The 20,305-nt window shown below is 49.3% G+C and carries 21 protein-coding genes; all 21 read left to right on the top strand.

What is annotated here, in order from left to right:
• Positions 1–93 precede the first annotated feature (93 nt).
• Positions 94–390, top strand: coding sequence for a hypothetical protein (locus tag DU505_RS10100; protein WP_245947876.1), 297 nt, complete (start codon positions 94–96; stop codon positions 388–390).
• Between the two features lie 31 nt (positions 391–421).
• Complete coding sequence (locus DU505_RS10095) at positions 422–883, top strand: hypothetical protein (RefSeq protein ID WP_114478868.1); 462 nt, start codon at positions 422–424, stop codon at positions 881–883.
• Between the two features lie 775 nt (positions 884–1,658).
• Positions 1,659–2,591 carry an RpnC/YadD family protein gene (locus DU505_RS10085; RefSeq protein WP_220250616.1) on the top strand — a complete coding sequence of 311 codons (933 nt, stop codon included), beginning with the start codon at positions 1,659–1,661 and terminating at the stop codon, positions 2,589–2,591.
• Between the two features lie 35 nt (positions 2,592–2,626).
• Entirely contained in the window at positions 2,627–2,746 is a 120-nt protein-coding gene (locus DU505_RS22715; RefSeq protein WP_220250607.1) for a DUF4351 domain-containing protein, read from the top strand.
• Between the two features lie 157 nt (positions 2,747–2,903).
• Positions 2,904–3,218 carry a hypothetical protein gene (locus tag DU505_RS10080; RefSeq protein WP_114478866.1) on the top strand — a complete coding sequence of 105 codons (315 nt, stop codon included), beginning with the start codon at positions 2,904–2,906 and terminating at the stop codon, positions 3,216–3,218.
• Positions 3,219–3,402: 184 nt separating this feature from the next.
• Positions 3,403–4,857: an MBL fold metallo-hydrolase RNA specificity domain-containing protein gene (locus tag DU505_RS10075; RefSeq protein WP_114478865.1), complete on the top strand. Its 1,455-nt coding sequence runs from the start codon at positions 3,403–3,405 to the stop codon at positions 4,855–4,857.
• Between the two features lie 29 nt (positions 4,858–4,886).
• Entirely contained in the window at positions 4,887–5,138 is a 252-nt protein-coding gene (locus DU505_RS10070) for a nucleotidyltransferase domain-containing protein (RefSeq protein WP_220250605.1), read from the top strand.
• A 297-nt stretch (positions 5,139–5,435) separates the two neighbouring features.
• Entirely contained in the window at positions 5,436–5,660 is a 225-nt protein-coding gene (locus DU505_RS10065) for a hypothetical protein (protein ID WP_114478864.1), read from the top strand.
• Positions 5,661–5,905: 245 nt separating this feature from the next.
• Positions 5,906–6,823 carry a sulfate adenylyltransferase subunit CysD gene (gene cysD / locus DU505_RS10060; protein ID WP_114478863.1) on the top strand — a complete coding sequence of 306 codons (918 nt, stop codon included), beginning with the start codon at positions 5,906–5,908 and terminating at the stop codon, positions 6,821–6,823.
• The gene (cysN, locus tag DU505_RS10055; protein ID WP_114478862.1) at positions 6,823–8,736 is read left to right on the top strand and encodes a sulfate adenylyltransferase subunit CysN; all 1,914 of its coding nucleotides are present in this window, start codon (positions 6,823–6,825) and stop codon (positions 8,734–8,736) included. Before cysD ends, cysN begins: the two co-directional genes overlap by 1 nt.
• 79 nt (positions 8,737–8,815) lie before the next feature.
• Positions 8,816–9,952 carry a non-hydrolyzing UDP-N-acetylglucosamine 2-epimerase gene (gene wecB / locus DU505_RS10050; protein ID WP_281271456.1) on the top strand — a complete coding sequence of 379 codons (1,137 nt, stop codon included), beginning with the start codon at positions 8,816–8,818 and terminating at the stop codon, positions 9,950–9,952.
• A gap of 15 nt (positions 9,953–9,967) precedes the next feature.
• Positions 9,968–11,248, top strand: coding sequence for a UDP-N-acetyl-D-mannosamine dehydrogenase (wecC, locus tag DU505_RS10045; protein WP_114478860.1), 1,281 nt, complete (start codon positions 9,968–9,970; stop codon positions 11,246–11,248).
• A 29-nt stretch (positions 11,249–11,277) separates the two neighbouring features.
• Entirely contained in the window at positions 11,278–12,582 is a 1,305-nt protein-coding gene (locus tag DU505_RS10040; protein ID WP_114478859.1) for a nucleotide sugar dehydrogenase, read from the top strand.
• A gap of 15 nt (positions 12,583–12,597) precedes the next feature.
• The gene (pseB, locus tag DU505_RS10035) at positions 12,598–13,596 is read left to right on the top strand and encodes a UDP-N-acetylglucosamine 4,6-dehydratase (inverting) (RefSeq protein ID WP_114478858.1); all 999 of its coding nucleotides are present in this window, start codon (positions 12,598–12,600) and stop codon (positions 13,594–13,596) included.
• A 4-nt stretch (positions 13,597–13,600) separates the two neighbouring features.
• Positions 13,601–14,761, top strand: a complete 1,161-nt coding sequence (pseC, locus tag DU505_RS10030) for a UDP-4-amino-4,6-dideoxy-N-acetyl-beta-L-altrosamine transaminase (protein ID WP_114478857.1) — start codon at positions 13,601–13,603, stop codon at positions 14,759–14,761.
• Positions 14,758–15,462 (top strand): pseudaminic acid cytidylyltransferase, encoded by a 705-nt coding sequence (gene pseF / locus DU505_RS10025; protein ID WP_114478856.1) that lies wholly within the window; start codon positions 14,758–14,760, stop codon positions 15,460–15,462. The genes pseC and pseF overlap by 4 nt, the downstream gene beginning before the upstream one ends.
• Positions 15,459–16,556 carry a UDP-2,4-diacetamido-2,4,6-trideoxy-beta-L-altropyranose hydrolase gene (gene pseG, locus DU505_RS10020; protein WP_114478855.1) on the top strand — a complete coding sequence of 366 codons (1,098 nt, stop codon included), beginning with the start codon at positions 15,459–15,461 and terminating at the stop codon, positions 16,554–16,556. Before pseF ends, pseG begins: the two co-directional genes overlap by 4 nt.
• Complete coding sequence (locus DU505_RS22365) at positions 16,556–17,473, top strand: hypothetical protein (protein ID WP_147273074.1); 918 nt, start codon at positions 16,556–16,558, stop codon at positions 17,471–17,473. Before pseG ends, DU505_RS22365 begins: the two co-directional genes overlap by 1 nt.
• Positions 17,474–17,517: 44 nt before the next feature.
• Positions 17,518–18,027 (top strand): UDP-4-amino-4,6-dideoxy-N-acetyl-beta-L-altrosamine N-acetyltransferase, encoded by a 510-nt coding sequence (pseH, locus tag DU505_RS10015; RefSeq protein WP_220250603.1) that lies wholly within the window; start codon positions 17,518–17,520, stop codon positions 18,025–18,027.
• A gap of 15 nt (positions 18,028–18,042) precedes the next feature.
• Positions 18,043–19,101, top strand: a complete 1,059-nt coding sequence (gene pseI / locus DU505_RS10010; protein WP_114478854.1) for a pseudaminic acid synthase — start codon at positions 18,043–18,045, stop codon at positions 19,099–19,101.
• Positions 19,102–19,133: 32 nt separating this feature from the next.
• Entirely contained in the window at positions 19,134–20,261 is a 1,128-nt protein-coding gene (locus DU505_RS10005) for a polysaccharide pyruvyl transferase family protein (protein WP_114478853.1), read from the top strand.
• Positions 20,262–20,305 lie beyond the last annotated feature (44 nt).

The raw sequence follows: 20,305 nt of genomic DNA, 5'->3' as shown, positions 1-20,305 counted from the left end.
GCTTCTCGGTTTCGCTCCGAGAATCAATAGCGGTATACTCTTCAACAGACATTAATCGAGTGCTGTTCGGCACTTGAGCTTTAACGGATTCTAATGAAACAGCATAAACCTAACCGACACATGGATGAGCGCGAAAAACTGCGCAAGTTTCGTGAGCTGGACGACGCCTTCGCCGAGGCGCTTCGCGAGCTGGAAAAGCCCAACTCACGGCTCGACATCCCCACCGGCCCGCCCGTTCGCAGCCTGGCGGCGCAGGAAGCGGATGACGAGCAGGCACGTCAGCGTCTCTTCGAAGAGCGCCTGAAAACGCTGATGAGCGAATACGCCCAGCCCAGAGAAAGCGTGGCACTTCTGCTGCGCACGATGCAGTCTCTCGGCCTCATGGCCTGAGTCGCCGTCTGAATCGCTGCCTGAGTCGCTTATGACCTATTTCATTGTGATGGGCAGCCTGGCGCTGTCTGTCCTGTTCACCTTTGGCTGGGCGCTGTGGCGCACGGTTCGCTGGCTCAGCGGTAGCCTGCCCGGCGGCGGCCGGCAGGGCGGCCGAGGCAAGGGCGCTGCCCGCAAGCCGGCCAGGCGCCCCGCGCAAGCCAAGGCGCGCAAGCCCGCTGCCACGCCCGTAAAGAAGCCTTCTGTGAAAGCCAGGCGTGAACCCAGCCGCCTGACGCAGTGGATGGCCGAATGGCGCGCGACGCTACCCCTGGCCGTGGTTACCACGATGATCTACCTCGTCGCCCGGCTGGTTGAACACGGCATGAGTTATCGCCCCCCCCACACCGTGCCCGGCGGCTTCCATAGCCTGATCGTCGTGCTCGGCTGGGTGGCTGCCGCGATGCTCGTCCTCGCTTTGATCAACCGCCTCGCCGCCTGGCGCTGTCGTTGAAGTGGCGTTTTACCCACCAGTACCGCCGCGGCAGTAGAGCATTCCCGCCCACTCCCGTAGAATTGGCCAACTTGAATAACGATACCTCGAAAGGGAAAGTCGAGCCCCAGCTCGGCTCAGGACCGTGACATGGCACCAAGGGCGAGTGAACACCCTACGCCTATGAATGCCTGGTATTCGTCGCTTCGGTCCTTTCCCTGGTATCGATCCGCCAACAGGGCAAGGGAAACCGCCCGGAACAATCCCTGGGCGGTAGCGTGCCTGTAGAGTGGGAAAGTGCCTCGGCGGCCACCACCAAGGCATGACAAAACAGCTGTTGGAGCGCTGGTTTCCATCGCGACTGGCGCCGCAGGCGCCTCGGCAGCCACCACCAAGGCATGCCAAAGCAGCTGTTGGAGCGCTGCTCCGCATCGCGACTGGCGCCGCCAGGCGCCTCGGCGGCCACCACCAAGGCATGATAAAGCAGCTGTTGGAGCGCTGGTTTCCATCGCGACTGGCGCCGCCAGGCGCCTTGGCGGAGGCCGCAGCGGCGTCGGTTCTATCTAGGCTGCGCAACACCGCCGGGAGTCCTTCGGCCTCCAGTCGTGATCTGAAGATACTCCTACAATTTTTTCACTTATGGCGGGGTTATGTTGGAGCGCTGCTCCGCATCGCGACTGGCGCCGCCAGGCGCCTCGGCGGCGGCCGCAGCCAGGGCGAAAACCGAAACATTTCCAATGGCGCTTCCGCTAGTGAAGATACTTCCCAAAACCTCCAGAATGAGGATGCGGACCCCATGAGCGCTCCACTCCCTCGTCAGGATCACGACAGTCCATGGAAGGAGGCACTGGAGTGGCGGTTTCCCGAGTTCATGGCCCTGTTGTTTCCCGGCATCTACCCCGAAATCGACTGGTCGAAGGGGCATAGCTTTCTCGACAAGGAACTCCAGCAGATCACCGCGGACGCCGATAATGGCCGGCGGTACGCCGACAAGCTGGCCAAGGTCTACACCTACGACGGTCTGGAGACCTGGGTGTTGATCCACGTTGAGGTGCAGGGTGAACCCGAAGCCGACTTTGCAGCCAGAATGTATAATTACCACTATCGGCTGCTGGATCGTTACGGCGCCGATGTGGTTAGCCTGGCGGTGCTGGCCGATGCCAGCCCAAGCTTCCGACCGCAGCGCTTCCAGCGTGGCCGCTGGGGCTGCGAAGTAGACTTCCGTTTTCCGGTCGCCAAACTGCTGGATCTCGATGCGAGATGGGCTGAACTGGAAGCCAGCGACAATGTCTTTGCGCTGGTGGTGATGGCCCAGCTCAAGGCCAAGCAACTTGATGACGGATACGAACTCAAGCGCTGGAAGGCACACCTCACACGATTGATGTACCAGCGTGGCTATGCCAAGCAGCAGATCATTGAGCTGTTCCGGCTGATCGACTGGATGATGCGGCTGCCGGATGCTCTGGAACGTGAGTTCCTCGACGAACACTATGCCTTTGAGGAGGCTCAGCACATGCCATATGTCACCAGTGCCGAACGTTTCGGCATCGAGAAGGGTCGCCAGGAAGCGCTGAAAGAGGCTGAGGCCCGCATCAAGGAGGCTAGGCTCGAAGCCAAGCGAGAGACCGCTCGCAATCTAATCGAGACTACCAACCTTGATAATGTGACCATCGCCAATGCGACAGGCCTGAGCGAGGATGAGGTACTCGAGCTACGCTCGACGCACTGAATCAGTAACATGGCTTCGGTTAGGAGGCTCAGCACATGCCCTGTGTCACCAGTGCCGAACGTTTCGGAATCGAGAAGGGGCGTCAAGAAGGTGAGCTACTACTACTGGCCAGGCAGATCACGCTGAAGTTCGGCGAGCTGGCCAACTGGGCGTAGGAAAGGCTTGAGCGTGCCACCACCGAGTAGTTGGAAGCATCGGCCGAGCACATCCTGAGTGCGATAGCCTGGAAGCACTGCTGAAAGAGTGATCGCTTTGGCAGTCACCACCAAGGCATGAAAGAACAGCTGTCGGGTCTTGTAAAGGAAGACTGCTATGAGCATCCGAGAGTCCGACTGGAAAGCCTTCAAGCGGCTTCGGGCAGTGGCACTGGAACGGTTTTCGCAGCGCGTCCTGGGTGAGTGCCAGCAGATCTGTTCAAAACGGGATGCTACGGCTCATGAGCGTTATGGCGAGCTATATGGGTTAATCCATGAGCGTGATCGCGAGATGGCGCTTGCCTTTGATCACTTCAGCCGTTCTAGCGCGCTTTCGTGCCTTCGGATAATCCGGATGCATAACCTGTTAACGGAGGCTGAGGTGGCCGAGTTCAGCAAGGAAACGCAGTGCGCGACCAGTGTCGTCAGGTAACGGAAACCCAACGTTGGAGCGCTCGGTTCGGCGCTCCAACTTCGCATCGCGACTGGCGCCGATAGGCGCCTTGGCGGAGGCCGCAGCGCTGGCGATATCCGCAACGTTTCCAACACCGCCGGGAGTCCTTCGGCCTCCAGTCGTGATCTGAAGATACTCCTACAAAAACGCACCACAGATTCTCATGGACGATTACCCCCGGATCCTTCACCACGGCGGCGCAGCCGGCGTTACCGGCAGCTGCCACCGCCTGCAAGTTGCCGAGGACCGCGCGCTGCTGATCGATTGCGGCCTGTTCCAGGGCCAGGATGCCGATCACCTCGACAGCCTCGAACAGCACACCGTGCGCTTCCCGGTGGAGGACGTGCTGGCCCTGGTGGTCACCCATGTGCACATCGACCACATCGGCCGGTTGCCGTACCTGCTGGCGGCGGGCTACAAAGGACCGATTGTCTGCTCGGTGCCGTCGTCACGGCTACTGCCATTGGTCATAGAGGACGCACTGAAGATCGGCTTCACCCGCGACCGCGCCCTGATCGAGCGCTTCCTGGAGGAAGTGGAAAGCCGTCTAGTCGCCATCGACTACAAGACCTGGCACACGGTCATCGACGACGAGCGCCACCGCATCAAGGTCAAGCTACAGCGCGCCGGGCATATCCTCGGCTCCGCCTATGTGGAAGTGGATACGAAGGACAAGGCCAGCGGGCAACGTCAGGAGAAATGCCAGCGCACCGTCTTCTCCGGCGACCTGGGCGCACCCCATGCGCCGCTGTTGCCCGCGCCCAAGCCGCCGTATCGTGCCGACGTAGTGGTACTCGAAAGCACCTACGGCGATCGCCTGCACGAAGACCGGCTGCATCGACGCAACCGGCTAAAGGCCGCCATCGACCGGGCGCTCGAGAATGGCGGCACCGTCGTCATTCCGGCCTTCAGCATTGGCCGTACCCAGGAACTGCTCTACGAGCTGGAAGGGCTGATACACAACGCCCGCGACCAACGTTGGCGCGAGCTCGAAATCATCGTCGATTCGCCCCTGGCCGCCCGCTTCACCGAGGTGTACCGCGAACTCAAGCCCTGGTGGGATGCCGAAGCGCACAACCGCCTGCGCAGCGGCCGTCACCCGCTCAGCTTCGAGAACCTCTACACCGTGGACGATCACTCCGCCCACGAGCGCACTGTCGAGTACCTGACCGAGAGCCACCGCCCAGCAGTGGTCATCGCCGCCAGCGGCATGGCCAGCGGTGGCAGGGTGGTCAACTACCTCAAGCGCATGCTGGGCGACGAACGCCACTGCGTACTGTTCACCGGCTACCAGGCCCACGGCACCCCAGGCCGCGACATTCAGCGTCATGGCCCCACCGGCGGCTGGGTGGCACTGGATGGCCAGCGCATCGACATACGCGCCCGGGTAGAAACCGTGAGCGGCTACTCGGCCCACGCTGACCAGCATGACCTGCTCAACTTCGTGCGCCGTATGCGCCAATGGCCGCGGGAAGTGCGCCTGGTACACGGCGACCCCCGCGCCCAGGCCGCACTCAAGACCAAACTGCTGGAATGGGCCGAAGGGGCAGGGCACTCGCTTGAGGTAACGCTTGGCGCGCAGCACATTGCAAGCACCCTATTGCTAGAGCCCGCTTGATCATGAGCGAAGGAAGCAGAGGCAGACCCATGCGCCTGACTGATACCCAACGCCAGACCATCCAGCGCATCATCACCGACGAGCTTGGCCCTGCCGCGACGGTCAAGTTATTCGGTTCACGGCTCGACGACACCGCCCGTGGCGGCGACATCGATCTATATGTCGAGCTGGAAGAGCCCGTGGAACATCCCGCGCAGCTCTCCGCCCGGCTCAGTGTGCGCTTCATGCGTGCCATGCAAGGGCGCAAGGTCGACGTACTCTTGAGCTCCGAATCTCAGTGAGCAAGCGATACACAGGCTGGCGCGTGAGCAAGGGGTTCGCCTATGAACGACAATTTTTCTGAGCGCATGAGTTTCTTGAAGCGAGTCGTTGAGCGTGAAATGCATCACCTTAGCTACTCCTCCAACAGCGTTTTTGGCTCACCATTCACAGCAGAGTGAGCCGCCAAGCTGGGCGAAGATTAGGCACTGGCTGAAAAGGTCGAAGCCTACATCAGCCGCTTTTGTCGGCTTTAAGATACTACCGGCGACAAGCTACTTCCCCTTTGGCTACGCGCTTTGGGGGAAAAGACGGGAGCTGTGGTCGACAATCTGGATCGTGCCGAGAAGCTTGGCGTACTCGATTCTGCCGACGGGTGGCTCGAGATACGCCAGATTCGCAATCAGATGATCCATGAGTATATCGAATCACCTCAGATCCTGGCCGATGCTCTCAATACGGCTTACGGCTATCAAGAAAAGCTGATGGCGTTTGCCCAAGCCATGCTCACTGATGCCGAGCAAAGACACTTGATCGAGAATTGATGCTACTGGGTGCCGGCATGAGCCGCCGTATGGTAAGCACCATGCCGAAGTCATCTGCCTGCCAACTGGCTCTATACTGAAGTGGTCCAATTGGAGCGGACAACGAGACGAGCGTTGGAGCGAAGCCTTAAGAACGGCGCTCTGCGCCTGAAACGGGAAGCTTAAAGAGTAAACATCCTGAGCCGGTGTTTGGGTTACTTCTAGCTTCTAGCTTAAATTATTCCCTCTATACCGAAGGTATTTAGATGTCTGAGTTGTCTCTCGAGCGCCAAACCCATCTCAATCAGCTCGAGGCCGAGTCGATCCATATCATCCGCGAGGTTGCAGCGGTGTTCCGCAACCCGGTGATGATGTACTCCATCGGCAAGGACTCCTCGGTCATGTTGCACTTGGCGCGTAAGGCTTTCTATCCTGGGGTGCCGCCGTTTCCGCTGTTGCATGTGGATACCACCTGGAAGTTTCGCGAGATGATCCAGTTCCGCAACAACATGGCCGAAGAATCCGGCATGGAACTGATTGTGCATACCAATGAAGAGGGGCGGGCCGCGAATATCAACCCCTTCGATCATGGTAGTGCCAAGTACACGGATATCATGAAGACCCAGGCACTCAAGCAGGTGCTTTCCAAGCACCGCTTCGATGCCGCCTTCGGTGGCGCACGCCGCGACGAAGAGGCCAGCCGGGCCAAGGAGCGGATCTTCTCCTTCCGTGACAAGCACCACCGCTGGGACCCGAAAAATCAGCGCCCCGAGCTGTGGAACGTCTTCAATGCCAAGGTGAACCAGGGCGAATCGATCCGTGTCTTCCCGCTTTCCAACTGGACCGAACTGGATATCTGGCAGTACATCTACCTTGAGCAGATACCCATCGTGCCACTCTATTATGCCGCTCCGCGTCCAGTGGTTGAGCGCGACGGCATGCTGGTCATGGTCGACGACGAACGCCTGCCGCTGGAAGCCGGCGAAGTTCCCGAAGAGAAATGGGTTCGATTTCGCACCCTCGGCTGTTACCCCCTGACCGGCGCCGTCGAGTCCAAGGCCGCCACGTTGACCGACATCATTCAGGAAATGCTGCTGACCCGCACCAGTGAGCGCAGCGGCCGAGCCATCGATCGTGATCAAGCAGGGTCAATGGAGAAGAAAAAACGCGAGGGGTACTTCTAATGTCACACGGCTCACCGATGATCGCCGACGACATCGAAGCCTACCTGCGCGAGCACGAGCAGAAAGACCTGCTGCGTTTCATCACCTGTGGCAGCGTCGACGACGGCAAGTCGACCCTGATCGGCCGACTGCTGCACGACTCCAAGATGATCTACGAGGATCAACTGGCGGCGATCACTCAGGCCTCGAAGACCAGCGGCACCACCGGCGACGAGGTCGACCTGGCGCTCTTGGTCGACGGCTTGCAGTCGGAACGGGAGCAGGGCATCACCATCGATGTCGCCTATCGCTTCTTCTCCACCGACAAGCGCAAGTTCATCATCGCCGACACCCCGGGGCACGAGCAGTACACTCGAAACATGGCAACCGGGGCCTCGACCGCGAGCCTGGCGATCATCCTGATCGACGCGCGCTACGGCGTACAAACCCAGACCCGCCGCCACAGCTATATCGCCGATCTGCTGGGTATCCAGCATCTGGTCGTCGCCATCAACAAGATGGATCTGGTGGGTTACTCTCAAGCGCGTTATGAGGAGATCGTTGAGGAGTACCAGTCCGTCGCCGAGAAGCTCAACGCGCAGGACATCCGCTTCGTGCCCATGTCGGCGCTCAAGGGCGACAATGTGGTCAACAAGAGCACCACCATGGCCTGGCACGAAGGGCCAGCGCTGCTTGAACTGCTTGAAAGCGTCGAGATCAGCCACGACCAGAACCTGCGCGACCTGCGCTTGCCGGTACAGTACGTCAACCGTCCCAATCTAGACTTCCGCGGCTACTGCGGCACCCTGGCCGCCGGCATTCTTCACCCCGGGCAGGCCGTGCGTGCGCTGCCCTCGTGCAAGACCAGCACGGTCGAACGCATCGTCACTTTCGATGGGGACCTGGCAGCGGCCTATCCCGGCCAGGCCATCACCGTGACACTTGTCGATGAGATCGACATATCTCGTGGCGACTGGCTGATTGCAGTGGATGACGAGGTACCGCTGGCCTCAAGGTTCGAGGCCGATATCGTGTGGATGCACGAAGCCACGTTGGAGCCTGGAAAGCTCTACGACTTCAAGCTTGCCACACGTGACCTCGCCGGAAAGGTCACCGCCATCGACTACCAGGTCGACGTCAACACTCTCGAACAGCGCCATGCCGACCATCTGGATCTCAATACCATCGCACGCTGCCACGTCGAGGTTACTGCGCCGATACCGGTGGACGACTACCGTACCAGCCCGAGCACCGGCAGCTTCATCATTATCGATAGGCTTTCCAATATCACCGTCGGTGCTGGCATGATCCACCAGCAGCTGGTCTGTGATACGGCCTACGAATATCGCGCCCATGACAGCAAGGCCAACGTCGTCTGGAACCGTACCAGCGTCACCCAGGCCATGCGCGAGAAGCTCAATGGCCATGCCGGTAAGTGCGTTTGGTTCACCGGTTACTCAGGCTCCGGTAAGTCGACCCTGGCCAATGCCCTGGAAGTGAAGCTGAACCGCCTTGGTTACCATACAATGCTGCTTGATGGTGACAACGTGCGACATGGCCTGTGCAAGGACCTCGGCATGGGCGAGGCAGACCGCGCCGAGAACATCCGTCGCATCGGCGAAGTGGCACGGATCTTCGCAGAAGCCGGAGTGATCGTCATTACCGCTTTTATTTCACCATTCCGTAAAGATAGGGACGCGGCCCGCGCTTTGTTTGATGAAGACCGCTTTATCGAAGTTCACGTGGATACACCACTAGACATATGTGAACAGCGTGACCCTAAAGGGCTTTATCAAAAAGCACGGGAAGGAAAAATCAAAGACTTCACAGGGATTGATAGTCCTTATGAGGTGCCCAAACGTGCGGAAATGACCTGCAGTACAGCAGACCTTGAACAAGGCGGTATCATCAATAATTTATTGAAAATAATTTGATGATGAGGCACCGAAATTCGTGTTTTCTAGAAGTAAAAATTTCATGAAAATATTAAAACTTTGACCAGCGTATATGCCCATTAAAACACTCTGCGTATTTGGCACTCGCCCAGAAGCCATCAAAATGGCGCCGTTGGCCTTATCCTTGGCTGGTGACAAACGGTTTGAGTCGTATATTTGTGTAACTGGCCAGCATCGTGAAATGCTTGACCAAGTGCTTAGCCTGTTTAATATTATCCCGGATTTCGATCTCAATATCATGAAGCCAAGGCAGGATCTAACCGATGTAACCACAGCGATTCTACAAGGCATGAAAAGTATCCTGAATAACGTAAAGCCGGACATTGTGCTAGTGCACGGCGACACAGCGACCACCTTCGCTAGCACGTTGGCGGCCTACTACGCTAAAATCCCCGTTGGCCACGTAGAAGCCGGATTGCGCACAGGTAATTTGTATTCCCCCTGGCCGGAAGAAGCCAACCGAAAACTAACCGGCGCGCTGGCCGAGCTACACTTTGCGCCTACCCCGTTATCCCAGAAAAATCTGATAGATGAGGGGGTGGCGCCCGCTAAGGTAACCGTCACCGGAAATACCGTGATCGATGCGCTGTTAAGGGTGGTAAAAAAGCTGGAAAGCGACATTGTTTTCCAAACCAAATTTTTAGAGAAATTTCAATTCATTAAGCCGGAAAGCCAACTAATTCTAGTAACGGGCCACCGGCGTGAGAGCTTTGGCGGCGGGTTCGTACGTATTTGCCAAGCGCTACGTGAGACCGCGTTAATGCACCCGCAAATTCAAATCGTCTACCCGGTACATTTAAATCCCAATGTTCGCGAACCGGTGCAGCGCCTACTGTCAGACATCGACAATGTGCACCTCATCGAACCGCTGGACTATCTACCATTCGTATACCTGATGCACCGCTCGGCCATTATCCTGACGGATTCCGGCGGCATTCAGGAAGAAGCTCCTTCGTTGGGTAAGCCCGTATTGGTAATGCGAGACACAACGGAACGGCCGGAAGCGGTAGACGCAGGTACGGTTAAGCTGGTGGGGACAAACGTAGAGCGGATCGTCAGCGAATTGAACACGCTGTTAACAGATAAAAGTGCCTATGAGGCCATGAGCTACGCTCATAACCCCTACGGTGATGGAAAAGCGTGTGGCAGAATTCTCGATGTGCTAGTGGAATTTAAAAACAGAAATTTAGGCTGAGTATGAGTAAATCAAATGGAGTTTAATAGAATTTCGATAATTGGCTTGGGTTATATTGGTTTACCGACTGCAGCCGTTATCGCATCGTGCGGTAAAGTGGTAATTGGAGTTGATAATAATCAGTACGTTGTTGATACCATCAATCAAGGTAATATCCACATTGTGGAACCAGAACTAGACCTTATGGTGCATTCGGCTGTTGCTGAAGGCTACCTACGCGCCACGACTGAGCCAGAGTCAGCAGATGCCTTTATCATTGCTGTGCCTACGCCCTTCAAAGCTGAAGGCGGTGAGGACCATGTTCCGGATCTTTCTTATATTGAAGCTGCTGCCAAATCAATAGCCCCTGCGCTGCAGAAAGGCAACTTGGTAATACTAGAGTCTACCTCACCGGTTGGTGCAACTGAAAAAATGGCACAGTGGTTGGCCGAAGCTCGACCTGATTTATCATTTCCTCAATCCTATGGCGAAGATTCAGACATTAGAATAGCCCATTGTCCAGAGCGCGTATTGCCGGGAAATATACTTCAAGAACTGGTTTCTAATGATAGAGTTGTAGGGGGTATTACTCATCGCTGCTCAACTCAGGCTGCTGACTTTTATAATATTTTCGTCAAAGGTGAGTGTGTCGAGACAAGTGCACGTACAGCCGAGATGTGTAAGTTAACAGAAAATAGTTTTCGAGATATAAATATCGCTTTCGCTAATGAGATTTCGATTATTTGTGATGAGCTAGGTGTGGATGTTTGGGAGCTGATAAAATTAGCAAATAGACATCCGCGTGTTAATATATTGCAGCCAGGGCCGGGTGTAGGAGGGCACTGCATAGCAGTGGATCCATGGTTTATCGCCAGTCAGGCCCCTGAAAGTTCACGACTTATTAAAACAGCTCGTGCTGTTAACGATGAAAAGCCTAGCTGGGTAGTAAAAAAAGTTAAAAAATTAGTGGCAGAGGTTTTAACGAACACTGATAAAAATGAGGATAATATTCGGATTGCATGCTTAGGGTTAACTTTTAAGCCGAATATAGATGATCTTCGTGAAAGTCCTGCAATGGAAGTGGCTCTTGAAGTATCAAAGGTTTTTAATAGCCAGGTGTGGGTTGTAGAACCCTATTTAGAAGAATTGCCAGAAAGTTTGTTAAATTTTGGGACCCAGCTGGTTGGCTTAAGTAAAGCAATGGAAGCAGATGTGATAGTCTTATTAGTGGATCATAAGGCGTTTGTCGACTACCCAATACAGATTGGGTCAAATCAACGTGCCCTGGATACGCGTGGCATGTTGAAAATACGATAAATAATTAACTTTCTGGCAAAGGATTAGTTATGAAAAGCAAACTTATAAACAGGTTTGATACAAAAAAAGCCGTTATTGGAATAGTTGGGCTTGGATATGTTGGTCTACCGCTTGTGCTTCGCTATTGCCAAGTAGGCTACAAAGTTTTAGCTTTCGATATTGACCAAGATAAAATTGATAGCCTTAATAAAGGGCTTAGTTACATTGAACATATACCAAGTGCTTTGGTTGCTGAAGCCATAAGAAAAAATCTTGAACCAACCACAGATTTTTCTCGAGCCGGCGAGGTGGACGCAATCATTATTTGCGTGCCAACGCCACTTAATAAATATAGAGAGCCGGATATTAGCTACGTAATCAAAACGGCTGAATCACTGGCTCCTTATCTTCGCCCTGGGCAAGTTATATCTTTAGAAAGTACAACCTATCCCGGAACGACAGAAGAGGAACTATTGCCTATCGCGGAATCGGGCGGGCTTGAGGTAGGTAAAGATATATTTCTAGTCTATTCACCAGAAAGAGAAGATCCCGGTAATCTGGAATATACAACAAAGACGATACCAAAAATCTGTGGTGGTCATACTTCAGCATGTAAAGAAGTAGGTATTAAACTGTATGAACAGGTGATTGATAAAGTGGTACCTGTTTCAACGACTAAAACAGCTGAAATGACAAAGTTGCTTGAAAATATACACCGAGCAGTTAATATCGGTCTAGTGAATGAAATGAAAATTGTCGCTGACAAGATGGATATTGACATCCATGAGGTGATTCGTGCTGCGGCAACTAAACCTTTTGGTTTTGTACCTTATCATCCAGGCCCGGGGCTGGGTGGCCATTGTATACCCATAGACCCTTTTTATCTTACCTGGAAGGCGCGAGAATATGGTTTACATACACGATTTATTGAACTCGCCGGAGAAGTAAATTCTTCGATGCCTGACTATGTGGTCTCAAAAATAACCTCTGCTTTGAATAATAAACAGAAGTCTGTTAATGGCAGCAAGATTTTAGTGATAGGCATAGCATATAAAAAGAATGTAGATGATATGCGTGAGTCACCTTCAGTATTTATTATGGAAAAATTAAGAGATTTAGGAGCTGATGTACAATACAGTGACCCTCATGTCCCAGTATTCCCAAAAATGCGTGAGCATTTTTTCAACTTATCTAGTATAAAATTGGAAAAAGAAACAATAGTCGATTTTGACTGTGTTTTAATCGGAACGGATCATGATAAAATTAATTATGGCTTGATATGTGACCATGCTCAATTAATAGTCGATGCGCGTGGAAGATATCTAGAAAATTATGATCATGTTTATAAAGCCTAATGTAAGGAAAGTGCGATGCTTAAAGATCAAACAATACTAGTCACCGGTGGAACAGGATCCTTTGGCCACACCTTTATCCCGATGACCCTAGAAAAATACAACCCCAAAAAAATAATTATCTTCTCTAGAGATGAGATGAAACAATGGGATATGGCTAAAAAATTCGAAGGGGATACAAGGGTACGCTTCTTCATTGGCGACGTAAGAGATAAAGAGCGTCTTTATCGAGCTTTGGATGGTGTGGACTGTGTTGTCCATGCTGCCGCGACTAAGATTGTACCTACTGCTGAATATAACCCCTTTGAGTGTGTTAAAACAAATGTAACTGGTGCAATGAACCTTGTGGATGCTTGTATAGATAAAGGCGTTAAAAAAGTTGTAGCCTTATCAACGGATAAAGCAAGTAGTCCTATCAATTTATATGGTGCCACCAAGCTTACTTCTGACAAGCTATTGGTTGCAGGCAATCATTATGCTGGTCACAATCCTACTCGTTTTTCTGTTGTTCGCTACGGTAATGTAATGGGCTCGCGGGGTTCGGTAATTCCATTCTTTATGTCAATTAAAGATAAGGGTGTATTGCCGATTACTGATGATCGAATGACTCGCTTTATGATCTCTCTTGAAGAAGGTGTTGAATTAGTATGGCATGCATTTGAGGATATGGAAGGAGGCGAGATTTACGTTAAGAAAATTCCATCGATGAAAGTGACTGACTTAGCGCGAGTGGTGGCGCCCGACGCCAAGCAAGAAATTGTTGGTATTCGTCCTGGTGAGAAGCTCCACGAACAAATGATCAGTGGAGAAGATTCTTACTATACTTACGAATACCCTAAGCATTTTAAAATATTACCGCAAATTAATAATTGGGATAAAGATGCTAACCGCATTAAAGATGGCAAAAAAGTGTCGGAAGGCTTCGTCTATTCCAGCGATAACAATACTGAATGGATGACCGACAACCAATTACAGGCTTGGATTGATACAAATAGAGAAAAAATAGGGAGCATTTGAACGTATGATTCCTTATGGTCGACAGGATATCAGTCAGGCTGATGTTGATACGGTTGTAGAGGTGTTAAAGTCAGACTTTCTCACTCAAGGTCCTGTAGCTCCTCGTTTTGAGAAAGCTGTAGCTGATCATGTGGGGGCGGAAAGGGCCCTAACGATGAATAGTGCCACCTCAGCGCTGCACGTTGCGTGTGCCGCCTTAGGACTAGGTTCTGGCGATCTTTTATGGACCTCTCCGGTGACATTCGTCGCTTCCGCAAATTGTGGACTTTATTGCGGGGCGGAGGTCGACTTCGTAGACATTGATCCTGAAACCTACAATTTGTGCCCTGTGGCATTAGAGCGCAAACTAGAAATAGCTCAGAAGCACGGGCAATTGCCAAAGGTAGTTGTGGCTGTTCACCTTTGTGGCCAGCCTTGTGATATGCAAACTATCTATAAGTTATCTCAGCGCTTTGGGTTCAGGGTCATTGAGGACGCATCCCACGCTATAGGAGGGAAGTATCAAGATGAGTTTATTGGCAACTGTCGATTCAGTGATATAACAGTCTTCAGTTTTCATCCGGTCAAAATCATTACCACTGCTGAAGGTGGCATGGCGCTGACGAACAATGAGCTGTTGGCAGAGCGAATGGAGTTACTTCGCAGCCACGGTATTACTCGGGATCCAGGTAAAATGACCCAACAGCCTGATGGTCCTTGGTATTACCAGCAGATAGATCTTGGATTTAACTACCGTATGACCGAGCTTCAAGCGGCGCTCGGATTATCTCAGCTACAGCGTCTTGATGAATTTGTTGCAAGAAGGCATGAGCTAGCTAATCGTTATGATCAACTCTTAGGCGACAAGCCAGTAAAAACCCCCTGGCAACATCCTGATAGTTACTCCGGATTGCACTTGTATGTAATTCGTCTCAAGTTAGATCAGATCGGTAAATCTCATCGGGAGGTATTTGAATCGCTTCGCGAACAGGGTATCGGCGTCAATATTCACTATATCCCAGTTCATACACAGCCGTATTATCAATATTTGGGATTCAGTAACGGAGATTTTCCACAGGCAGAGTCGTACTATCGCGAAGCAATCAGTTTGCCAATGTTCTCAGGCTTAACCGAATGCCAGCAGGATGAAGTCGTTGCAGCGTTGGATCGGGCGTTGAACTTATGAAAGTCGCTATTATTCCTGCGAGGGGAGGCAGCAAACGCATTCCTCGCAAAAATATTAAACCTTTCTGTGGTAAACCAATGATTGCCTGGTCTATTGAGGCTGCACAAAGGGCAGACTGCTTTGATAAGATCATTGTTTCAACTGACTATGAAGATATTGCCGAAGTGGCAAAGAGTTACGGTGCTAGTGTTCCATTTCTCCGTCCTGCATCTCTTTCTGGGGACCATACAGGAACCATCCCTGTTATTCGGCATGGGATAGAGTGGTTGACTAAGGCAGGTGAGAAAGTTGAAAAGGTTTGCTGTCTATATGCTACAGCACCATTTGTAAGTGCAGAAGATATTATTAGAGGTTTAGTCGCTCTTGATGACGAGACAATAGATTACGCATTTTCCGTGACGAGTTATGCTTTTCCTATTCAAAGAGCAATTCGCATAACAGATTATGATCGTATCCAGATGTTTAATGCTGAACATTTCAATACTCGCTCGCAAGATCTAGAAGAAGCATATCATGACGCAGGCCAATTCTACTGGGGACGTAAAAAGGCGTGGCTTGATGAAAAAATGATTTTCGGAGAGCGTTCTAAACCTATTATCTTGCCTCGTTATCGAGTGCAGGATGTAGATACTCTTGAAGATTGGGAGCGAGCCGAGTGGATGCTAAAAGCTATGCAAGCCCAATTTGGTGAAAGCTCATGAAAGTTGCGTTCAGAGCAGATGCCTCTCCGAAGATTGGCACAGGTCATATCATGCGATGCCTTACGCTAGCTAATGGGCTTGCAGCCAGAGGACACGACTGTTGTTTTTTTGTACGCAGTCAGCCGGGGGACCATATAGACCACATTCGTAATTGCGGCTTTCCAGTTTATGAGGTGCATCGCACCAGCCACGAGACGGGTTTTTCTGAATCAGAAACGCCTTATTTGTCCTGGCTTGGCTGCACACCCGCAGAGGATGCCCGAGCTTGTCAAAAAGCTATTAGCCAGATCAAACCTGATTGGATAGTTCTGGATCACTACTCACTGGACTCGAGTTGGACGTCGACAATTAACTCTGATGCTAAAGCACTTGTTATAGATGATTTAGCCAACCGTACTCATGATTGCGATATACTTTTAGACCAGACATTGGGGCGAGCTTCTGCCGACTACTCAAGTTTGGTGCCAAATCATTGTAACATTCTCTGTGGAGCCGAGTATGCATTGCTGCGACCAGAGTTTTCAGATTTACGATCCTATAGCATAAATCGACGTAAAAACCGAAAGATAAAAACAATATTAATAAGCTTGGGTGGAGTAGATAAAGACAATATCACTGGGAAAATTATAAATGCTTTAGCATCGACTGAGTTTGTGCATGACTGTCATTTCGTCGTTATTCTAGGTAGTAGCTCCCCATGGATTGAAGAGATAAAAAGTGAGCTAGACGCATTCCCGGGATCTTCTGAATTGCAGATTAACGTCACAAAAATGGCAGCACTTATGGCAGAAAGTGATCTGGCTATAGGGGCTGGAGGCTCTACATCCTGGGAGAGGTGTTGCTTAGGCTTGCCTACTATTATGATCGTGCTTGCCGAAAATCAAAGGAAGGTAGCATTTGAGCTAGAACAATACGGTGCAGTAGTTCTTATCAAAGAACTCACTAGAATTCAAGACGAATTAAAAGAACTGTATACAAGAATCTCGTCTTCCAATATGGTAGAAAAACTTTCAAAAAAATCCTCTGAAGTCACTGATGGTAAGGGATGCTCTAAAGTCATTAAAGTAATGGAAGTTTATTCTAAGGCAAACTAATGGCTATATATGTGCATATAGGGCTACCTAGAGCAGCAAGCACAACACTTCAAAAGACTATTTTTCCTAACATTGAACATGTAGCATACATTGGAATTGGTAAATCTAACATTCCTGGTCTTGACATGGACGCGTCTTTGTTTTCAGGGTTATGGAATAGTCATGGAGAAGAATTCGACACCATTAGTTCGAAATGGAATTCTAAGTTGAATCATGCATTAATGTACGCTAAATCAACAGGCAAGGATATAGTTGTCTCATTTGAAGGCTGGTGTAGACCCTCGCATACAATTGAAATAAACGAATTGGCAAATAGAATTTCTCAGGTGTTTCGAAATCCTACAATAATATTGTTACTGAGAAATCCTGTAGACTGGATTGAGTCTTGCTATGGAAAGGTTGTATGGAATCAGTTTCGAACGAGAGATGTACACGATCCAATAGACCTTTCCTCAATTAATAAATACTATGATTTGGTGAAGAGTGATGAGAAAAAATTCTTTGGAGTATGTGGGATTGAACCACAAACGGTCATTGACGCTTTTTCAGGAATGAAGCAGATAATAATCCCTGCGGAATATCTTGTAGCAAATAAATTTAAAGCGGTGGCTGAAATAAATAATCGGTGGCAAGTTTCGACAATAGTAATAAAAAAGAATAATGAGAGACAAGGAATAATAGCTATGTCACTAGCAAGGCTATGGTTTCGTTGTCCGCCTTTTGTTCGCAGATTAACAAGAGATTGGATAATCAGTATCGCGCCAAAATTAGACGCGAAATTAAAGATTAGAGATAACTGCAGACTGAGCAAGAAAACAAAAAAATCAATACTAGAAAATTATAATATTACTGGCTCGAGAGCACAAGAAAGTACAATAATAAAATTAAAAGGTTGTCACTATTTTGATGTTAGCTGATGTTTTAGTCGTATGGTTTGCTGATTTTGGTTAAAGGATTAGTGATGAAATTTGATGGCTTGATTAGATTGATGAGTGAAAGTGATTTGAGTCTTGTCTTAAAATGGCGAAACCACCCCAGTATCCGTCGCTTTATGTATACTCAGCACAATATCAGCCTTCAAGAGCACAGGAAATGGTTCGAAGCTGCAAATGATCAAAAAAATAAGTATTTGTTGATTTATGAAATTAAAGGTAATCCGTTAGGATTCATTAGCATTGAAAGAGAGAATAATACTAAGGTGGCAGATTGGGGTTTTTATGCATCACCCGATGCACCAAAAGGTACAGGAACAGACATGGGTAATGCTGCCCTAGAGTATGCTTTTATTCAACTAGCTCTCCATAAAATTTGCGGACACGCACTTGCTTATAATCATCGCTCAGTTAAGTTCCATGAAAAACTAGGCTTTTTGAAAGAGGGAGTGCTACGTGACCAGCATTTCGACGGAGAAACCTACCACGACATCATTTGCTTCGGCCTATTGGAAAATGAATGGTATCGAACTGACTGAAGGAGATAGTGATCCATGACTATACCGTCGATTAACATTGCAGGCCGGCGAATCGCAGCTGATGAGCCACCTTATATCATCGCCGAATTGTCTGCGAACCATAACGGAAAGCTCGAAACGGCTCTCCAAATTATTGATGAAGCAAAAAAAGCCGGTGCGGATGCAGTAAAACTGCAAACTTACACTGCAGATACCATTACATTGAATTGCGACTCTGAAGATTTTCAGATTCATGGCGGGTTGTGGGATGGAAAAACTCTGTATCAGCTTTACCAAGAAGCACACATGCCTTGGGATTGGCATAAACCTTTGTTTGAGCACGCGCGAAAGCTGGATATTCCTATCTTCAGCTCCCCGTTTGATAATACGGCAGTAGACCTGCTGGAGGATCTTAATGCGCCGGCCTATAAAATAGCGTCTTTTGAGGCGATTGACTTGCCACTAATCCGGTATGTCGCCAGTACGGGCAAGCCGATGATTATTTCAACTGGAATGACCAATGAAGATGAAGTAAAAGAAGCCATCGAGGCCGCAATAGATGGTGGATGCCGCGAATTGGCAATTCTTCACTGTGTGAGTGGTTATCCTGCGCCTGCGGATGAATACAACCTTCGTACCATTCCTGCAATGATCGAGCGCCATGGGTTGGTAACCGGTTTATCAGATCACACGCTGGACAACACAACGGCTATTGCCAGTGTTGCATTGGGTGCTTCAATTGTGGAAAAACATTTCACTCTTGATAGAAAAGGAGGTGGACCCGATGATAGCTTCTCTCTTGAGCCTACAGACATGACAGATCTTTGCCGTCAGGCCAAAGCCGCTTGGGCAGCATTGGGAAAAGTGAAGTCTGGCCGTTCAGAAAGCGAGAAGGGTAATGCGAAGTTCCGGCGTTCTCTCTATGTTTGTAAACCAATAAAAAAAGGTGAGACCATTACTGAGGAAAATGTTCGAAGTGTTAGGCCTGGGTTTGGTTTGGCTCCACGTTATTTAAGCCAAGTAGTCGGCAGTATTGCAAGTGAAGATTTAAAAGTAGGAACACCTTTGGCGTGGTTTCTGATAAAAAATTATTAAATTACTAGAAACGGAGATATTCGATTCTATTTATGGATATATTATTAACCACATACCCTAGGCATAAATCTAAAAATGTTGGAGATTCGTTAATTACAGACTCCGCAATTAAACTAGTAAGATATCGAGTACCTAGCTATGATCCAGACATCTATTTTAGAGAAGATTCGTTAGAGGGAATAGATAAAGAAGAGGTGCGGACAATATTAATACCTGGTTTTTCTGTAAATAATGATACTTATCCTTCACTGTTTAAAATGTATTCTGATATTACCGATATTTCTAATAAAATTTATGTCACAGGATGTTCATTTCAGAATTTAGTGGCAAATGTCGATACTTATAAAAATTATGAATACAATAAAGAAACGAAAGAGATACTTCAGCTTTTGGCAAACAGCTCAGGTACAATTCCTTGTCGTGATCAGTTAATTCATGAAATGTTAATAAGAAATAATATTAGGGCAAGTTATATCGGAGACTTGGCCTTGTATGATGATGAAAAAATTACGGAAAAGTTTGTTCCACCTGAAAGTGTTAAATCAGTGGCCTTTACTATACAGCATAATACAAAATTTTTATCTCAATCAAAAAAGCTATTATCACTTATAAAGCGTGAATTTTCTGATTCAGACTTGTATGTAGTACATCACAGCAAGCCGAATAAAATACCGAAGTTAATTGCAGACTATGCAGTGTCATTAGGATTTATAGAAAAAGATATTTCAGGTGATTCTGAACATTTAAAATTTTATGAAGATATTGATTTGCATATTGGCTACAGGCTGCATGGACATATTCACTTTCTTAGAAATAGAAAGCCTAGTTTCTTGATGGCTGAAGACTGTCGTTCGTTTGGAATATCCAAAACAGGACTTTTGAAAACAGGCATTTTTGAAGCTATGGAAAATGATGGTATATCTGTTCGAGATGTTGCGCCTTATGAGCTCATGAAGTCCGTAAGGAGTAATATTAAATCTCAATATCATGACTATAATAAACTTTTTAGTTATATCGATGAGGTTTATTATGAGTGTGTTCGGCCCTTTTTTGATCAGTTTTGCATTAAAATTGGTTGGAAAATTTCTTTTTGGGAAAAGTTAGGGCTATACTTTCGTGGTTTTGGTGAAAATATTAGTTACTTTAAAAATAATAGATGATGGTCTATAAGAAAAATATTACCCTATATTATAATTTTTTTTGA

Origin of the sequence: Billgrantia montanilacus, assembly GCF_003336675.1 — a bacterium.
Lineage (GTDB): Bacteria > Pseudomonadota > Gammaproteobacteria > Pseudomonadales > Halomonadaceae > Halomonas > Halomonas montanilacus.
The sequence above is the reverse complement of the archived record's forward strand: the minus strand, read 5'-3'. Positions and strand labels throughout refer to the sequence as shown.

Excerpts from the sequence above, each read along its gene's own strand:
- DU505_RS10075 (WP_114478865.1), top strand. The coding sequence starts at position 3,403 with ATGGACGATTACCCCCGGATCCTTCACCACGGCGGCGCAGCCGGCGTT.
- pseG (WP_114478855.1), top strand. The coding sequence starts at position 15,459 with ATGAAAGTTGCGTTCAGAGCAGATGCCTCTCCGAAGATTGGCACAGGT.
- DU505_RS10085 (WP_220250616.1), top strand. The coding sequence starts at position 1,659 with ATGAGCGCTCCACTCCCTCGTCAGGATCACGACAGTCCATGGAAGGAG.
- pseC (WP_114478857.1), top strand. The coding sequence starts at position 13,601 with ATGATTCCTTATGGTCGACAGGATATCAGTCAGGCTGATGTTGATACG.
- DU505_RS10005 (WP_114478853.1), top strand. The coding sequence starts at position 19,134 with ATGGATATATTATTAACCACATACCCTAGGCATAAATCTAAAAATGTT.
- pseH (WP_220250603.1), top strand. The coding sequence starts at position 17,518 with ATGAAATTTGATGGCTTGATTAGATTGATGAGTGAAAGTGATTTGAGT.
- DU505_RS10080 (WP_114478866.1), top strand. The coding sequence starts at position 2,904 with ATGAGCATCCGAGAGTCCGACTGGAAAGCCTTCAAGCGGCTTCGGGCA.
- DU505_RS10095 (WP_114478868.1), top strand. The coding sequence starts at position 422 with ATGACCTATTTCATTGTGATGGGCAGCCTGGCGCTGTCTGTCCTGTTC.
- DU505_RS22715 (WP_220250607.1), top strand. The coding sequence starts at position 2,627 with ATGCCCTGTGTCACCAGTGCCGAACGTTTCGGAATCGAGAAGGGGCGT.
- pseI (WP_114478854.1), top strand. The coding sequence starts at position 18,043 with ATGACTATACCGTCGATTAACATTGCAGGCCGGCGAATCGCAGCTGAT.
- DU505_RS10100 (WP_245947876.1), top strand. The coding sequence starts at position 94 with ATGAAACAGCATAAACCTAACCGACACATGGATGAGCGCGAAAAACTG.
- wecC (WP_114478860.1), top strand. The coding sequence starts at position 9,968 with ATGGAGTTTAATAGAATTTCGATAATTGGCTTGGGTTATATTGGTTTA.
- DU505_RS10040 (WP_114478859.1), top strand. The coding sequence starts at position 11,278 with ATGAAAAGCAAACTTATAAACAGGTTTGATACAAAAAAAGCCGTTATT.
- pseF (WP_114478856.1), top strand. The coding sequence starts at position 14,758 with ATGAAAGTCGCTATTATTCCTGCGAGGGGAGGCAGCAAACGCATTCCT.
- cysD (WP_114478863.1), top strand. The coding sequence starts at position 5,906 with ATGTCTGAGTTGTCTCTCGAGCGCCAAACCCATCTCAATCAGCTCGAG.
- pseB (WP_114478858.1), top strand. The coding sequence starts at position 12,598 with ATGCTTAAAGATCAAACAATACTAGTCACCGGTGGAACAGGATCCTTT.
- DU505_RS22365 (WP_147273074.1), top strand. The coding sequence starts at position 16,556 with ATGGCTATATATGTGCATATAGGGCTACCTAGAGCAGCAAGCACAACA.
- DU505_RS10070 (WP_220250605.1), top strand. The coding sequence starts at position 4,887 with ATGCGCCTGACTGATACCCAACGCCAGACCATCCAGCGCATCATCACC.
- cysN (WP_114478862.1), top strand. The coding sequence starts at position 6,823 with ATGTCACACGGCTCACCGATGATCGCCGACGACATCGAAGCCTACCTG.